General features: G+C 68.9%; 11 protein-coding genes. 3 read left to right on the forward strand and 8 right to left on the reverse strand.

The annotated features are described in order from the left end of the window. Positions 1–2 precede the first annotated feature (2 nt). The gene (locus ADL25_RS04280) at positions 3–866 is read left to right on the forward strand and encodes a class I SAM-dependent methyltransferase (RefSeq protein ID WP_059126247.1); all 864 of its coding nucleotides are present in this window, start codon (positions 3–5) and stop codon (positions 864–866) included. Here ADL25_RS04280 and ADL25_RS04285 read toward each other — a convergent pair. Then, a complete protein-coding gene (locus ADL25_RS04285; protein WP_416070630.1) occupies positions 863–1,687 on the reverse strand; it encodes a helix-turn-helix transcriptional regulator in 825 nt (274 codons plus the stop codon). The genes ADL25_RS04280 and ADL25_RS04285 overlap by 4 nt on opposite strands. Positions 1,688–1,949: 262 nt before the next feature. Next, the gene (locus ADL25_RS04290; protein ID WP_059126249.1) at positions 1,950–2,786 is read right to left on the reverse strand and encodes a DUF1206 domain-containing protein; all 837 of its coding nucleotides are present in this window, start codon (positions 2,784–2,786) and stop codon (positions 1,950–1,952) included. A 188-nt stretch (positions 2,787–2,974) separates the two neighbouring features. Between ADL25_RS04290 and ADL25_RS04295 the strand changes: the two genes are divergently transcribed. Next, entirely contained in the window at positions 2,975–3,775 is an 801-nt protein-coding gene (locus tag ADL25_RS04295) for a DUF429 domain-containing protein (RefSeq protein WP_234380475.1), read from the forward strand. 75 nt (positions 3,776–3,850) lie between these two features. On the opposite strand, the gene sbnA is transcribed toward ADL25_RS04295, so the two are convergent. The 6 genes from sbnA to ADL25_RS04325 all read right to left on the reverse strand — a co-directional run bounded on the left by sbnA (position 3,851) and on the right by ADL25_RS04325 (position 15,115). Continuing rightward, entirely contained in the window at positions 3,851–4,876 is a 1,026-nt protein-coding gene (gene sbnA / locus ADL25_RS04300) for a 2,3-diaminopropionate biosynthesis protein SbnA (protein WP_059126250.1), read from the reverse strand. Positions 4,877–4,904: 28 nt separating this feature from the next. Continuing rightward, entirely contained in the window at positions 4,905–5,984 is a 1,080-nt protein-coding gene (gene sbnB / locus ADL25_RS04305; RefSeq protein ID WP_059126251.1) for a 2,3-diaminopropionate biosynthesis protein SbnB, read from the reverse strand. Beyond that, entirely contained in the window at positions 5,981–6,988 is a 1,008-nt protein-coding gene (locus ADL25_RS04310) for a TauD/TfdA family dioxygenase (protein WP_059126252.1), read from the reverse strand. The genes sbnB and ADL25_RS04310 overlap by 4 nt, the downstream gene beginning before the upstream one ends. 44 nt (positions 6,989–7,032) lie before the next feature. After that, on the reverse strand, positions 7,033–10,302 hold the full coding sequence (locus tag ADL25_RS04315; RefSeq protein WP_059126253.1) for a non-ribosomal peptide synthetase: 3,270 nt from the start codon (positions 10,300–10,302) through the stop codon (positions 7,033–7,035). Positions 10,303–10,315: 13 nt separating this feature from the next. Then, positions 10,316–12,952, reverse strand: coding sequence for a Pls/PosA family non-ribosomal peptide synthetase (locus ADL25_RS04320; RefSeq protein WP_079050159.1), 2,637 nt, complete (start codon positions 12,950–12,952; stop codon positions 10,316–10,318). A 1,347-nt stretch (positions 12,953–14,299) separates the two neighbouring features. Further along, complete coding sequence (locus ADL25_RS04325; RefSeq protein WP_059126254.1) at positions 14,300–15,115, reverse strand: thioesterase family protein; 816 nt, start codon at positions 15,113–15,115, stop codon at positions 14,300–14,302. A gap of 372 nt (positions 15,116–15,487) precedes the next feature. Between ADL25_RS04325 and ADL25_RS04330 the strand changes: the two genes are divergently transcribed. Continuing rightward, positions 15,488–15,928 carry an Lrp/AsnC family transcriptional regulator gene (locus ADL25_RS04330; protein ID WP_059126255.1) on the forward strand — a complete coding sequence of 147 codons (441 nt, stop codon included), beginning with the start codon at positions 15,488–15,490 and terminating at the stop codon, positions 15,926–15,928. The last annotated feature ends 30 nt before the right edge of the window (positions 15,929–15,958 follow it).

Consider the following 15,958-nt stretch of genomic DNA (forward strand, 5'->3'; position numbering starts at 1 on the left):
ACGTGGCCGCGGACTGGGAGTGGGACGAGACGCTGTTCGCCGGCACGGCGGCCTACTACCGGCGCGGCCGACTTCCGTACGCGCCCGGCCTCGCGGACATGCTGGCGGACGTCCTGGAACCGGACGGGCAGGGGCGCCTGGTCGATGTGGGGTGCGGGCCGGGCACGATAGCGCTGGCCCTCGCGCATCTGTTCGCCGAGGTCGTCGGTGTGGACCCGGACCGCGGGATGATCGAGGAAGCCCGTCGCGGGGCGGCCGATTCGGGCATGACCGGGAAGACACGATGGGTCCGGTGCCGGGCCGAGGAAATGTCGTCGGACCTGGGCACGTTCACCGTCGCGACCTTCGGTCAGTCGTTCCACTGGATGGACCGCGGGCTGGTGGCGGGCACCGTCCGAGGCCTCCTCCGGCCCGGTGGTGCGCTGGTCCATGTCTCGGACGAGAAGACGGAGTCCCGCGACGTCGACGGTCTTCCGCATCCCGCGGTGCCCTACACCGCGATCGAGGAGCTGATCAAGCACTACCTCGGTCCGGTGCGGCGTGCCGGCCAGGGGCGGCTGCCCAAGGGGACGCCGGGGAACGAGGCGGCGGTGCTCACCCGGGCGGGTTTCGCCGGTCCCCGGCGCCATGTCGTGCCCGGGGGACAGCCGCTGGAACGTACGCACGACGATGTCGTCGCCTGGGCCCACTCGATGTCGTTCTCCGCTCCGCACCTGTTCGGCGCGCGTCGCGGCGACTTCGAGGGAGACCTGCGGCGGCTGCTGGAACGGGCGTCGCCGTCGGGGGTGTTCTCCGAACGTGTCCCGAGCACCGAGGTCTTCGTCTGGTGGCGGGATCCCCCCGGCGCGTCGGGGAGCGGCCGTTAAGCCCGGCCGGTTTCCGCGACGGGAGGCGTGGACCGGGGGAGAAGGCCCAACTGCTGGGCGCGGAGCACCGTACCGAGCCGGTCCCGGGTGCCCAGTTTGCGATAGATCTTCTCGATGTGCTTGTGGACCGTGCGATCCGATATGCCGAGCCGGCGGCCCATGGCCGCGGCGGTCAGGGCATCGCCGAGCAGAAGCAGGACGGTCGTCTCGCGCGGCGTCAGGTCGCAGTCGTCGGCCAGTTCGCGGGGGGAGGCCGGGGCATCACCCGCCGCGACGACGTGCCCCCAGCGTGCGAGGAGTTGCCGGTGCTGCTCGACCGCGGCCAGAAGAGGCTGCAGGCGCTGTCCGAAGCGGATGCCGTCATCGTCGAAGTCCGTGCCGGAACGGTAGATGAGACAGCCCGTGATCGGGGCCGTCGTGCCGGGCAGCGGAACGGCGAGTACATGATCCACGTTGATCGTCTCGTGGATCAGGCGTGCCGTGGGACTCGTGGACCACTCGGGACCCGCCGCCTGCCGTGCCGTGACCGGTGCATGGCCGTGTCCGCGCGTGTAGTGGTGTGCGAAGGGGTAGCCGGCCCGCAGCAGCCCCAGGGATTCCTCGTCGAGCAGATCGAACGCCGGGGCGACGCCAGGGGACAGGCCCAGCGTGCCGCTGCTCTCGTTCCACTCGTCCAGTTTGTAGATCAGGGCCTCGCCGCCGCACACACCCGGCAGGACGTCTGCCATCAGGGGCCACAGACGCTCAGGTTCCCGTTCCTGGAGCGCCGCCACGGCCACCGACAACATACGTTCGTAGGCACGCTCCTGACCGGTTCTCACGTGTCCCTCTCCGCCTGTCCGTGTACGCAGTTCTACCCATACCAGCCGAGCACGATGTCGGCGCAGACTTCAACCGGGCAACAGCGACGTCGACGGACGTACGTCGCTCCACCGACCTGCGGGGTTCACCGTCCGCGGTGCGTAGGCGTGCGAGCAGACCACGATCGACGGGCGGTGTCTCCGGCCCGGCAGGTTCCGTGCGGGCCGCCGGCACAGGGGAGCGGCGGCCCGCACGGTTTCGTCGCCCCGGACCTCGGTGCTCTCAGACCCTGCGCCAGCGTGCCAGGGTGAAGGAGAACAGGCCGAAGAGCACGACGCCGCACGCGACCAGGACGAGCAGCCACGGTCCGAACGGGGTCCCGGCGAACCAACGGAGTGTGTCGTCCAGCCCCTTGGCCCGATCGGGCCGGTAGTCGACGGCCGCGCGCAGAGCGAAGGCTCCTACAGCGGCGAACACCACTCCGCGCGCGGTGCCGCCTCCCACACCGGTCACGTCCACCAGACGACGGACCTTCGGGCTCATCGCGCCGAGCCGGAGATGGTCGTGGTAGTCGCGCCGTACGGCCCGAACACCGATCCAGACACCGGCCACGACGATCCCGGCCGCCGCGACGCCCACGATCCACTGGCCGGCGGGCATTCCCAGAACACGTGCGGTGACGTCCCGGGACTGCTCGTCACTCGATCCGCCTCCGTCACCGGAGCCCGCCGCGAAGGACATCACGGAGGCGGCCACAAACGCGTAGAACACGCAACGGGCGAGTGCCGTCAGCCGTTTCCTCGCCTTGCGGCCGTCCGGATCGACCGATCCGAACGCGGCTTCGGACAACCGCCACACCGCCATGCCGACGAGTCCGATGCCCAGAGCCCACAGCAGCACGGAACCGAACGGCTCGCCCGAGATCTCGGCCAGGGCACCCTGGCGGTCGGCCTGGTGACCGCCGTCCCCGAACCCGATCCGCAGAGCCAGCACTCCGATCAGCAGATAGATGACCCCGCGAGCGGAGAGCCCCGCCCGCGCGGCGCCCCGTGTCACCGAACCCCTCGCCGCGCGCCGGCCCTCGAGCCGTCCGGTATGGGCCATGGCCTTCAAGTCCATCTCGACCTCCCCGGATCCGTGTGCCCCGGCAGCCCAGGGGCACACCCGGCGGGGCGGTCAGGTCACGGCGGGGGCGACCGGCTCGTGTCCGTTCCTTCGGCGCCGGCCGACCGACGGGCACGGCTCGCGCGCCTCGTTGTGGTCGTCGTCTCGCCCCGCCCGGACCCGCGATGCGCGATGATCTCGGCATGGAGCGACGACAGACGGTGACATTGGGCATCGACCTCGCCGCGAGCGCCCGGCGTACCGCGGTGTGCCGGATGGTCTGGGGCCCGGGACGTGCCGTCACCGCCGAGTTCGAGGTACCGGACGGAGAAGGGGAGTTGTCGGCGCTCGTCCGGACGGCCGACAAGACCGGGCTCGACTGCCCGCTGGGCTGGCCGTCCGACTTCGTGGCGACGGTCCTCGCACACCATCGGGGCGCACGACTGCCGCCTCCCGTGAGGTTCGCTCAACGGGCGGACGGGCGACCAGGGTTGGACGCACTGCGCTTCCGGCTCACCGACGACCTCACCTGGAAGGCGACCTCGATGCGGCCTCCACTGTCGGTGTCCACCGACCTTCTGGGGGTCGTTGCCCTGCGGGCCGCGTATCTCCTGGACGAAATGGCCGCGGCGGGTGTCGCCGTGCCCCGAGACGGCTCGGGGCCGGTCGCCGAGGTCTATCCGGCGGCCGCGTTGCGGCGATGGGGGATCCGCCTCACCCGTAGCTACAAGAGCGCCACGCCCGAGGCGCGTGCCCTGCGCGAGAACGTCGTCGGCGCGATCGAGGCGGGTTTGCAGACGTCCCTGTCCGAGCCGGTGCGTGAGAGGTGCGTCGACAGCCACGACCATCTCGACGCCGTGGTCTGCGCGTTGGTCGCCCGTGCGGTCCACATCGGGGACACCGTGTGGCCGGGCTCCGCCGAGGAGCGGGAGGCCGCCCGGCAGGAAGGCTGGATCCATCTACCGGGCACGGATCTCCGTGCCCTCGCAGGCGCGCCGGACTGACGGACCCCCGTGGACCGGCCGCGCCCATACGGCGGCTACGGGCGGGTGGGGGCCGCCGTCCCGTGACGAGGTGCTCTACGGCTTCGGCCGCCGACCCGACGTCCGGCGTCTGGGCTCGACCCTCCGGGTACCGGCGCTCACCTCGTCGAAGTCGAGTATGTCGTCGCCGTACAGGTCCTGAAGCCAGTTGACCTGGTAGATCGTGTCGAGGTACCGCTCGCCGAGGTCCGGGGCGATGGCGACCGCAATGAGGTCGCGCGGCTCGTTCTGGGCCAGCCACTGCATCGCGCCGCTGACCACGGTTCCGGTGGAACCGCCGAACAGGAACCCGTGCCTGGCGAGGCGGTGGCAGGCACGGATGGTGTCCGCCTCCTCGACCTTGACGACCTCGTCCACATAGGACTCGTCGAGCAGCGGTGGGCGCATGCTCATGCCCAGGCCGGGGATCATCCGGCGGCCCGGCTCGCCGCCGAAGCTCACCGAGCCGACGCTGTCCACCGCGACGATGCGCACCGGGTGGTGCCAGTCACGGAAGTAGCGAGCGCAGCCCATCAGGGTGCCGGTGGTGCCGGCGCCGATGAACAGCACTTCCAGCCCGGGGAACTCATGGGCGATCTCCGGCGCCGTCTTGCGGTAGTGAGCCCGCCAGTTGCCCGGGTTCGTGTACTGGCTGAGCCACACGTACCGGTCGTCGGAGGCGCATAGCGCCCGGACGTACTCGATGCGCGCCCCGAGGAAGCCGCCGTTGGCGTCCAGATCCGCGATGATGTGCACCTCGCTGCCCAGGGCCTCCATCAGGAGTCTGGTCGAGAGGTTGCAGCGCGAGTCCGTCACGCACAGGAACCGGTAGCCCTTGCTCGCGGCGATCATGCTCAGCGCCACGCCCAGGTTTCCGGACGAGGACTCCACCAGCACCGAATCCGGCTTCAGGAGCCCGTCCCGTTCGGCGCTCTCCACCATCTCGATCGCGGCCTTCAGCTTGATCGAGCCGGCGAAGTTGAAGCCCTCGCACTTCAGATAGAGAGAGCGCCCGAAGATCGACTTGAGGTCGACATACAGCTGGCTTTCGTTGAAGGCGTAGGGAGTGGAGATGACGGGCACGGTGGCCTCCTGGTGCCAGAGCCGATGTTCAGCCGTATCGGCGCAGCTCGTGGAAGAAGTGGTCGATGAGATGGAGGTGTCCGGCCAGGGCGACTTCGTCGTAGACGTAGTTGCCGACTGCGAGGTCGAGGACGCCCAGTCCGAAAGGGGAGAAGATCACTGGCCGGTCTGCCGGCGGGGTCACTCGTCCGGTCATGACGTCGTCGAGGGTCCCGTCCAGGAAGTCGCGGCTGCCTGTGAGCTGCTCCGCCAGGTGCGGGGAGGTGTCGGCCTTGAGGCAGTGCTCGACGTCGTCGACGAAGTTGGCGGAGTCGAGCAGGATCTCGGGAGCGAGGTCGCGCAGTGAGACGTGCAGGACCAGAGGGTTGTGTGCGAACCAGGAAGGGTCCGTGACATGGGGTTTTCCGGCGATGGTGGCGAAGACGACCAGATCGCTGGAACGGATCAGGTCCTCGGCGTTGTCGTGCACCGTCACCTGTGCGGCCTGTCCCGCGGCGCCGGCCTCCTGCAGATAGCCGCAGAAGCCGTCGGCGCTGTCGGCCGACACGTCGTGCACGCCGACGCTGTCGAAGCTCCAGCCGGTGCCGGCCAGGAAGGTGTGGATGTAGCGGGCGATGAGCCCCGTGCCGAAGAAACCGACACGTGTGGGGCGGATCCTGCCACGGCTGAGCCAGTCGGCGGCCAGGGCGGCGGATGCCGCGGTCCTGGTGGCGCTGATGATCGAGCTCTCCAGGCAGGCGAACGGGTAGCCGGTGTCGTGGTCGTTGAGGATGAGGACCGCGGAGGCCCGGGGGAGTCCGGCTTCCACGTTGGTCGGGAAACTGGAGATCCACTTGAGGCCGTCCACGTTCACCGACCCGCCGATGGAGGCGGGCAGGGCGATGATTCTGGCCGTGGGACGGTCCGCGAAGCGCAGGAAGTACGACGGCGGGTTGACCGAGTCCCCCGCCCCGTGCAGCCGGTAGGTGGCCTCGACCAGTTCCACGATCTGCTTCTCGCGCCCGCGGAGCGCCTGCTGCACCTGGTCGCCCGGGATTACGGCGAACGTCGGTGCCGTTGCCCGGTCGCGAGCGGTGGGCCGGGTGGCGGAGGAGGTTGTGGGGGTCATCGCTGACTTGCCTCCGGGGTCGGGAAGCCGTCCGCCAGACGCTGGGGCTCTGCCATGGCGACCAGCACCTGGCGTTCTCCGGTGAAGGCTTCTCTGCTGTGCGCGGTACGTACGTTGTCGACGAGCATCAGGTCTCCGGCCTGCCAGGGTTCGCGGCGGGTGTGGTCCTCGTAGGTGGCGTTGAGCAGTTGGACGACGTCCTCGCCGATGGGGCTGCCGTCTCCGAAGCGGGTGTTGAAGGGCAGCCCGTCCTCGCCGTAGATGTCCACCAGGTACTCGCGCACCTCCGGGGCGAGCGTCCACTGGTTGAGGAAGGCGATCTGGTTGAACCAGCAGCGCCGGCCGGTGACCGGGTGCCGCACCACTGCGCTGCGGCGCTGGCGGGTGCGCAGTGATCCGTCGGGCTGCCAGTCGAACTCGATGGCGTGGTCGCGGCAGTACTGCTCGATGGCTGCGGGGTTCTCGGTGCCGAACGACTCCTCCAGGGAGGCCCCGATCTCGTCGTTGTAGGAGCGGGTGAGCAGCCAGCCCTCACGCTCGAACCGATCGGTCAGCGCGCCGGGCAGGGCTTGGAGGACGCGTTCGGCGTCGGCCACCGCGGTCGCCCCGCCCTCGCCGGGCGCGGACAGGCAGGCGAACAGCATCAGGCCCGGAATCTCCAGGGTGTAACTCAGTTCATGGTGCATACACATCGGCTGGTTGGCTGGCCAGGTGGCGGAGGAGTAGAGCCCCTGGCTGTACCTCTCGCGCGGGGCGAAAGCTTCCTTCTCCGTCATCAGCTCACCGGCCAGCGCCGTGAAGACGGCACCGACCTGCTCCTTGTCCCGCAGTCCCAGGCCGCGCACGAGCACCACACCGTGCTCGTTGACGCATGCGCGCAGGGAGTCGCGGTGCTCGGCCGCCCAGGCGGTCGGGTCTCCGGGCGCCTGAACACGCAGGATCGGAGGTCTGTCCGGATCCATCTCCACCTCGAGCAGCGAGGCCAGGGAAGAGGAGGACGACATTTGCTTTTTCCTTTCGATCGTCTCTGTGATGGCTCGAGGAAGGATCAGGGGGAGGCGAGCAGTTCGGCCGCGCCCAGGACGGCCCGTGCCGCCTGGACCGGCCGGGTACGCAGGAAGTAGTGGCCGCCGTCGGCGAGCTCGTGCAGGTCCACGTGCTCGGCAAGCAGTTGCCAGTCGCGGTATCGGTCTCGGAAGCCGGTCGTGTTGGGGTCGTCCGCGGCGATGACCACGGTGATCGGCGCGGACAGCTTCCACGTCGGCGGTGCCTCGAGGGCGTCGGCGAAGTAGTGGTGTGCGGCGGCACAGTCGTGGCGGTAGGCGGCACCGACATGCTCGGCGTGCGACGCGCTCAGTTCACCGAGTTCGGTGTAGCCGCTGTCCGCGGTGAGTTTCGCGGCGATCTCGGCGTTGGTCAGTCCGGTCAGCTTGTCGACGGCCGCGCGCCGGTCACCGGCGGTGCCCGGCAGCTGAGCCGCGAGGAACACTCGCTGGACCGCGACTCCTTGCCGTTCCAGCCGCCTCGCCGTCTCAACGGCTACCGCGGCTCCCGAGGAGTGGCCCCACAGCATGACCCTGGTCAGCCCGCGCCCGGTGATCTCGGCGACGGTCTGCTCCGCCACCTGTGCCAACGGCGCGAACGGCTCGCCCCGGGCGGCCAGATCGTGACCGGGTAGGTCGATGGCGTACACCGCGGGTCCGCCGGCGGCGAGCGCGCCGGCCATCGGCCGGTAGTTGACCGCGTTGCCGCCCGCGTAGGGGAAGCACACCAGAGCGCAGTCGGGGACACCCTCGGACTGCGACAGCGGCTGAAGCAGCCCCGTGTGCTGCTGGGGTGCGCCGTCGAGGAGTGCGGCGAGGTCGGCCAGCACCGGGTGCCGGGTGATGTCCTTGAGGGACACCGCACGGTTCAGGGCGATGGTGAGCTTCACCGCGGTCAATGAGGTGCCGCCGGAGTCGAAGAAGTGGTCCTGCCGGCCGATGTGGTGTTCGGGAACGCTCAGCAGCTCCGCCCAGGCGGTCGCGAGCCGGCGCTCGCCGGGTGTGCGCGGAAGGCGGTCCGCGTCACCGGCGGTGTCGCCGTCGGGGGCCGGAGCGTCCTGTTCGGCCAGTGCGGTCAGGGCCTTGCGGTCGATCTTGCCGTTGGCGGTGAGCGGCAGGGTGTCCTGCCGGTGGAAGGCGAAGGGGACCATATAGGCGGGCAGCGCGGCGCCGAGGGCCTGGCGGAGCACCTCCACTTGCTGGTCCCGGCCGGTGTAGTAGGCGATGAGGTGCTTGCTGCCGTCGGCCCGTTCGGCGACGACCACCGCGCCGTCACGCACCCCGGGAACTCGCAACAGGGTGTTCTCGATCTCGCCGATCTCGATACGGAAGCCGCGGATCTTGACCTGGTTGTCGCGACGGCCGAGGAACTCCAGCTTGCCTTCGGGGTGCCAGCGCCCCCAGTCGCCGCCCAGATAGAGCCGCTCACCCGGCCGGTACGGATCCTCCAGATAAGCGGCGCGGGTCCGCTCGGGATCGTTGACGTATCCCCGGCCCACGCACACACCGGAGAACGCGATCACTCCGGGGGCGCCCAGCGGAACCAGTGACAGGTGTTCGTCGACGACGTGGACGCGCACGTTGTTGACGGCGCGCCCCAGCAGCACCCGGTCGCCCTCGGGCATCCGGTCCATGATCTCGTGGTTGGTGTCGTCCGAGGTCTCCGTCAGGCCGTAGGCATTGACCAGCTTGATCCTGGGCTTGACCGTGAACCAGCGCTGGACCAGTTCCGGTTTCAGCGCCTCACCCGTCACCGACACATACCTCAGGTCCGGCAGGTCGCGGGGGTGCTGCTCCAGGTACGACGCCACCACCTCGAGATAGGAGGGCACGACCTGTGCCACGGCGACCCGGCCGCGGACGAGGGTGTCGACGAACCGCTCCACGTCCAGGATCGCCTCCTGCTCGACCAGCAGTGTGCGACCGCCGACCAACAGCCCGGCGAGCAGTTGCCACAGTGAGATGTCGAAACACTGCGGTGCTGTCTGGGCGACCGACTGACCCTCGTCGATACGCAGATCGTCGATCTTGGCGAAGAGATGGTTGAGCATGCCTGCGTGCTCGCACATCGCCCCCTTCGGCTCGCCCGTGGAACCGGAGGTGAAGTAGATGTACGCGAGCTGATCGGCGTCGACCTCGACCTCGACGTCGCTGTCGGCGTGCTGCTGCGCGCAGGCGTCTTCGATCAACAACTTCTCGACACCCGGCACGGTGGTCAGGGCCTGGTCCAGGGTGTCCGTGCTGCCGGGCTCGGTGAGCACCAGCCGGCACCCGGCCCGTGACAGCGTCGCCGCGATCCGTCCGGCGGGGAAGTGGGGCTCGATCGGCAGGTAGACGCCGCCGGCCTTGAGCACCGCCAGCACGGAGGCCAGCCAGTCGAGGTTGCGCTCGGTGACCACTGCCACCACGTCTTCGCGGTCAAGTCCGCGGGCCAGTAGGGCCCGCGCAAGGCGGTTGGCCCGGCAGTTGAGCTCCATGTAGGTCCAGGTGCGATCGCCGTGCACGGCCGCGACGACGTCCGGATGCTTGCGCACCCGCTGCTCGAAGAGCTCGTGTGCACGCGCTTCCGGCAGTTCCCGGCGCGGTCCCGCGAGTCCTTCGAGCTGGTACTGCAACTCCTCGGGAGACAGCAGACTCTGCCGGGCGTGCTCGGCGTCCGCGTCCGCCGTCATCAGGCTCAGTGCGGTCACGTGGTAGCCGCAGATCCGGGCCGCGGACTCGGTGTCCAGCACCTGGGTGCGATACCGCAGCCGCACCACGAGTCGCCCGTTCTCCTCGCGCCAGCCCACGCTCAGTGCCGCGTCGTCGACCAGTCCGCCCTCGGTCCCCGCGGGGTCGAAGACGACCTCGTACGACGGCCCGGTCACCCGCAGCTCGCGCCGCAGACCGTCCACCGGGAACTCCCGGTGCGCCAGCAACTCGGACTCCGCACGATGAGCCCTCGACACCAGCAGGCGCCATGATCCGGGCGCCGTCGTCAGCCGGCACGGCAGCGGTCCGCGCTGCGTTCCGGTGACGTAGCCGGTCACCACCTCCGACTCGCCCGACAGCACCGCGAGGACCTTGGCATGGGCGGCCAGCAGTACCGCGCCGGCCGGCACGTCCAGTGCCTTCGCCAGCCCGCGCACCTTCTCCGAGAGGTCGTCCGGCACGGTCGTCTCGTACTCGGCCACACCGGCCACCGGCTCCCGCACCCATCGGGGAACGGCGGTGGAACCGCCTGCGGTCAGGACACCGCTCCAGAACTCCCGGTCCGTCTGCACGTGCGCTCCCATCGGATGACCTTCCTCAGCTCGCCGTCGACGTCTGGCCGTCGGTCGAGGCCGTCACTGCTGCTGCCGCTGTCGTGGATGTCGAGGTCCCCGATTCGACGCCCAGGAGTGGCTCCTCGTGGGCCCCGGTCATCTCGACTGCGGGGTTACCGCCCCACAGTGCGCTCGCGGGTACCTCCTCGCCCTTCATGAGGAAGGAGTCGGTTGTCAGCACGGCTCCGTCACCCACCGTGACGCCGTAGTGCACATGAGCGCCGACGCCGAGGGTGCAGTGATCACCGAGCGTGCTGTAGTCGGACTTGAAGGTGCCGTCCTCCTGCGAGTGGCACTGGATCTTGCTGCCGGCGTTGAGCGTGCAGTCGTCTCCGATGGCGGCGAGCGACCGCTCCGTCAGATAGCAGCCGTCGTCGAAGACCCTGCTGCCGATGCGGACACCGAGCAGGCGCCAGATGACGTTCTTGAAGGGGGTGCCGTTGAACAGGTTGAGGAATTCGGACGGCACCTTCCACAGCCGCTCGTGCCACCAGAAGTAGGGGTCGTAGATCGAGCACAGCTGAGGGCGCAGTCTGCGGAACAACAGCAACCAGCGCTCCACCAGAACGTAGTAGAGGGTGGAGAAGCCGAGGGTGAGTGCCAGATAGCAGGCGATCACCACCTGCCCCACGGCTCCGTACAGGACGACGGAGACGAGTCCCAGGGCCGTGAGTACGAAGGTGTGCAGCCAGCGCAGGATCAGATGGAGGGCGATGGTGCACAGGTTGTAACGGTTCTTCATGCCGAGGTGCCGGCGCAGCTCGTTTCCGCTCCTCAGATGGTCGAAGCGGGTGTCGCGCTCCACGGAGCGCGGAATCTCGAAGCACGGCGAACCGAGCAGCCCGACCCCTTCGCGGACGGGACCGTCGAGGGGAATCATCACCTTCGTGGCCAGCAGGCAGTTCTCGCCCGTCCTGCCGCCCGCCGGATACACGATGTTGTTGCCGAGGAAGTTGTGCGCTCCGATCGACGCCCTGGACACCTGGAAGGACGTGCTCGAGTATTCGGCGTTGACGATGGACAGCCCGTCTGCCACCATCGTCCCCCGGCCCACGGAGACCAGGTACGGGGACTCGTGCTTCACTTCCGTCCCGAAGTTCGACCCGGTCTGCTCGACGCGCGAGAGGTTGTATCCGAGGCCGCGCAGATAGTGGACGATGAACGAACTGTCACCGAAGAGCCAGGCGTAGAACCGGATGTTCGTCATCTGGGAGATCATCCGGTGCGCCGCGTACTGGAAGCCGTAGAGCGGATAGGGCTTGTCCGGCTTGATGGCCAGATTCAGCAGGCGCGGAACGGTGTAGAGAGCGGCGAGACCCACGACGACGAAGCCGAAGAACAGCACGGCGGACAGCGCCAGCGCGTCGATCAGGAAGTGCGACACCGAGACGTGGGATGTGTCGGGGTCGAGCCGGTCACCCAGTGCCGGGACCTCGATGAACAGCATGTACACACCGCCGACGGCCAGCGGGATGTAGATGAGGAACAACTGCAGCAGCGTGCTCAGGCCGAAGCATGCCCGGCGCAGGGTCCCGCATCGGGCCGGCGCGACCCGCACATGGTCGACGTCCGTGCGTTGTGCCGGAGAGCCGTGGTGACGCTCGCCCTGCGGGATCGTCTGACCGCGGTAGAGGGCGGAGGTGTGTCCGAGCTGGGTGCCGTCGCCCATCGACGTGTCGATGTCCAGCACGGTCTTCTCGCCGATGAACGCGTCGCGGCCGATGGTGACCTTGCCGGTCTGGATGCGTCCGGCGTGTGCCCGGTAGCAGAGGAAGTAGGAGTCCTTGCGGACGATCGTTCCGGCGCCGATGGTGAGCAGGTCGGTGCAGACCGGCACCTGACGGGAGAGGATCGTTACTCCTTTGCCGATCCGCGCGCCGAGTGCGCGCAGATACAGCACGTAGAGCGGATTGCCGACGAACAAGATCATCGGGTTGGCGTGGAGCAGTACCTTGACGATCCAGAAGCGGAGGTAGGCCGGGCTCCAGACCGGGAACTCACGGGGCGTCCAGCGGCCGACGAGGGTCCACTTGGCCACGATCGGGAACGCGCACATGATGACGAAGCCGAGGCTGCCGAACGCCATGGACCGCAGATAGACGTCGAGGAGGTCCGACCCGGTGGAGACCCACTCGTAGCCCGTCGTCGCGACGACTCCGGTGACGAACGAATATGCCAGGAACACCAGCAACTGGAATGTCCCGCACATCACGTAGTCCAGCCTGCTCGCCCGGGTCGCCTGCGGTGCGGTGACGTGTTCCGGTGGCGATGCAGGCCGTGTGCCGTTGACGTGGGTGGGCGTGCTCGTGGCCTGGTTCTGGGTGAGGGCAGCCGCCAGGCTTCGGATCGTCGGATGTCGATAGATGTCCTTGATGGTGGCGGACGGCAGGTCCGGGCGCTTCCTGACCCGCGCGCAGAACTGCGCCATCACCAAGGAGTTGGCACCGAGGTCGTCGAAGAAGTTGCTGTCGGCCGACACCTCTTCGACACACGCGACATCAGCCAGTACTTCGGCGAGTTTTGTCTCGGTGTCCGTCGTCGCCGGGCCGCCACTCCCGGACCTGGCGATCACGGAATCACCGGACCCGGTTGTCAAGACCTCGGCAGACTTCTCCACCATTCGAGCTCCTCGAAGTATTTTCGACAACCAATGGCCAGTGGCTGGTCGGGCGCCCTCCCGTTCGGAAATGACCTGAACGAGCCGGGAAATGGGTAAGCCGTAAGGGTGCGCTCTCGTCTGATCCCGAAACCACGGGCTTCAGTGTTAGTCGGCCACTGTCAGATTGCCACTTGGACTCGCTTGGGATGGCATGACGACGCCGCTCAAGAACCTGGAATTTCTCGGCTCTTTACTTCACTGGGAAGGGCGCGGTTCACTCGAGTGGAGCAACGCTCCACGCGGTCAGCTTTGAGGCTGAGCGTCAAGTCCCCGGCACGATGCCCGATCGTTTCTTGAAGCGGGACTCGGCCCGACTCGCATCGATGGACGCGACCTGGTCGATGTTCAGCCGACTCGACAAGGAGTCACTTTTCGTGGCTGGAACGCCAGGCACGCGGTTCGGGGTATCTGACGAAGGCGCGTCCGTCGACCTGTGCGCTCACCAGTGCTGTCCGGTGAGCCGGTCACGCACGCCCCGTCGGTGGGGATGGATCGCCGCATGAAAATCGGCGACTCCGTGCGGACTGCGACCGTCCCTCTCGACGGGCGCCTCGACGAACCGATGCGAATGTCAGCCGACTGCGATCTGGAGTTGGTTGTCGGCACTGAAAGCGGTTGGGGAGACTCTGTCCTGGCGGCTCACCTGCCCACGGAATCGGTGCTCCGGGACTCAGTTGTTTGTCGTTTGCTGTCCGGCGGTGCACTCGGAGGTCGCTGTCCCGTTGGCGACGCTGTCCGGTCCGAGGGCTTGACGGCTCGCCGGAGACGACCCGGCGGTCATCTCCCGCCCTCGAAAGCTTCACCGGTCCATACCCGGATCCACTTACCGCGCGGTCCACGGACCATTTTACCCACCACTTCGTGACGCAGCACGGCATGCCGTTACCCGCGCTGTTACCGGGCATGCGGGCTCGGTAAGTGCCCCCATTTCTCGGGCTTGCCGGGCGGTGAGGGTGCGTATGCCCGCGGGCGGGAGCGGCGCCGCAGAGCCGGCCGTCCGCTGCCGGGCCGAAAGCCGGACGTCCCGGGCGGGCCACGGGCATGTGCGGCCGGCGCGAGCCGCCCGCCGAAGTGCGGCCTGCCAGGCGCATTGACCGGGGTCAACGCCTGGAGCTTCGAACGCGGCCGGGTGCCGGGCCGGAGAGCCGCCGACGCGCCCGGCGGTCTCGCCCAGACCACCGTGCGACGGCGCGGAGTGCTCCTCGAGCCCGGCGCACCGGGTTCGGCGGGGCGTCGTCGGTCGTCGCGGCCGTGCAGGCGGCGGAGGGCCGGAGGCCCCTCGTCGGGGCGCCACCGGCGCGCGGTCGGTCAGGTGCCGGGCAACGGACGGACCGTGAGGATCTGCTGGGCATGCCCGACCGGCCCGCTGATGTCGTGCAGAACCGTGCTGGTGAGACCCTGTCCGGTCGGGCCGAAGGTGACGGTGGTGTCCAGACCCGTCCAGTCGCCCTCGGGTTGGCGGTGCAGGTGGACGGTCAGATCGACGTTCGGGAACATCCACTCCGTCGGCGGTTGTCGTGCGGCGATGCCGTTGGCGGTGTCGACCAGGGCGAGGTAGGACGCGAGCGGGCTGCTGGATTCGTCGGCGACGAGGTCCAGGCGCGTGGAGACCCAGGCGGTCGTCCGGCCCGGCTGCGGTGGCGAGACCGGGCGGACGTCCAGGGAGGCGATGTAGCCCCCGGGCCACACCGAGGTCATCGGCCAGGTGGCGAGGGCATCGGGCGGAGCGAGCCTGCCCTCGAAGCCGCCGCTGACGGCCCTGGTGTCCACGGTGGCCAGAAGCCACGCGCGGGCCCGGACCACCGGGCGGCCCGCGATGAGCACCACGGCCTCGAGGAGTTCGATGGTGCGGCCGGGCCGGACGGTCTCGACGCGGATCTCGCATTCGTCCAGGGCGAGCCGTCCGAGGATGTCGTAACTGATCCGGGCCGGTGACAGACCGGGCCGCGGGCGGCCGGCCAGGTGGTGGTCGATGGCGTGGGCGATCACGCCGCCCAGCGGGCTGAAGTGCTGCTCGTCGGCGTCCCATGCGCCTCCGGCGTGCGGGGTGGGCTTGTAGCGATGCTCGTCGGTGCGCACGTAGTAGCTGTCGGGTCGGTGTGTGCCGGTGGTCAATGGACGCATCTCCTCGAGGTGATCAGGGGGTGTCGCGCAGGACGACGTGGACGGCGGTCCCGGCCGTCGGCGCGACCGGGGCGATCCGCGTGACGGCGGCCGTCACGGCCACCGGCAGCGGTTCCGGCCGGCCGGCGACCGTTGACGCGGACGAGGAACGAGGTGGGAGTGGGCCACCGAGGGGAGAGAGGATTCCAGGGCCTGCCGAAGAGGAGCCGCGCGCCCGCTGCGTCCGCCGGTACCCGGTGGCCGGAGCCTCGGGCCCGGGCACCGCCGCCGGGGTCGGAAGGTCGGCTCGCACTCAGTCATCGTCTCGTGGAAAGCACGCCATTTGGTGGCGAATATTGCCCCTCCGGTCCTCCTTCGTGCAATCTTCTTGCCATGGATGCCATTGACAGGGCAATCATCGCCGAGCTGGAGCGGGACGGACGTCTGACCAACGTCGAGTTGGCGCAGCGGGTGGGGCTCACCACCGGTCCCTGCCTGCGGCGCGTCCAGCGGCTGGAGGCGGACGGGGTCATCCGCGGCTACCGAGCCGTCATCGACCCGTCCGCCGTGAGCCGCGCCTTCGAGGTTCTCGTCGACCTCACTCTCGAAGCACAGGACGTGGAGACCGTGGAGCGGTTCGAGCAGACCCTGGCGGGCGCCGAGGAGGTGCTCGAGCTGCGCAGACTGTTCGGCAGTCCCGACTATTTCGTTCGCGTGGGCGTCGCGGACCTGCTCGCCTACGAGGCGTTCCTCACCGGGCGTGTCATGACGATCCCGCGTGTCAAGAACGTCACCTCGCACTTCACGATGAAGATCGTGAAGGCTGCCCACTGATCCGCCAGGCGCCGAGTCCACGGTCGCGGC

It is taken from the genome of Streptomyces sp. NRRL F-5122 (genome assembly GCF_001507435.1).
GTDB classification, from domain to species: domain Bacteria; phylum Actinomycetota; class Actinomycetes; order Streptomycetales; family Streptomycetaceae; genus Streptomyces; species Streptomyces lannensis.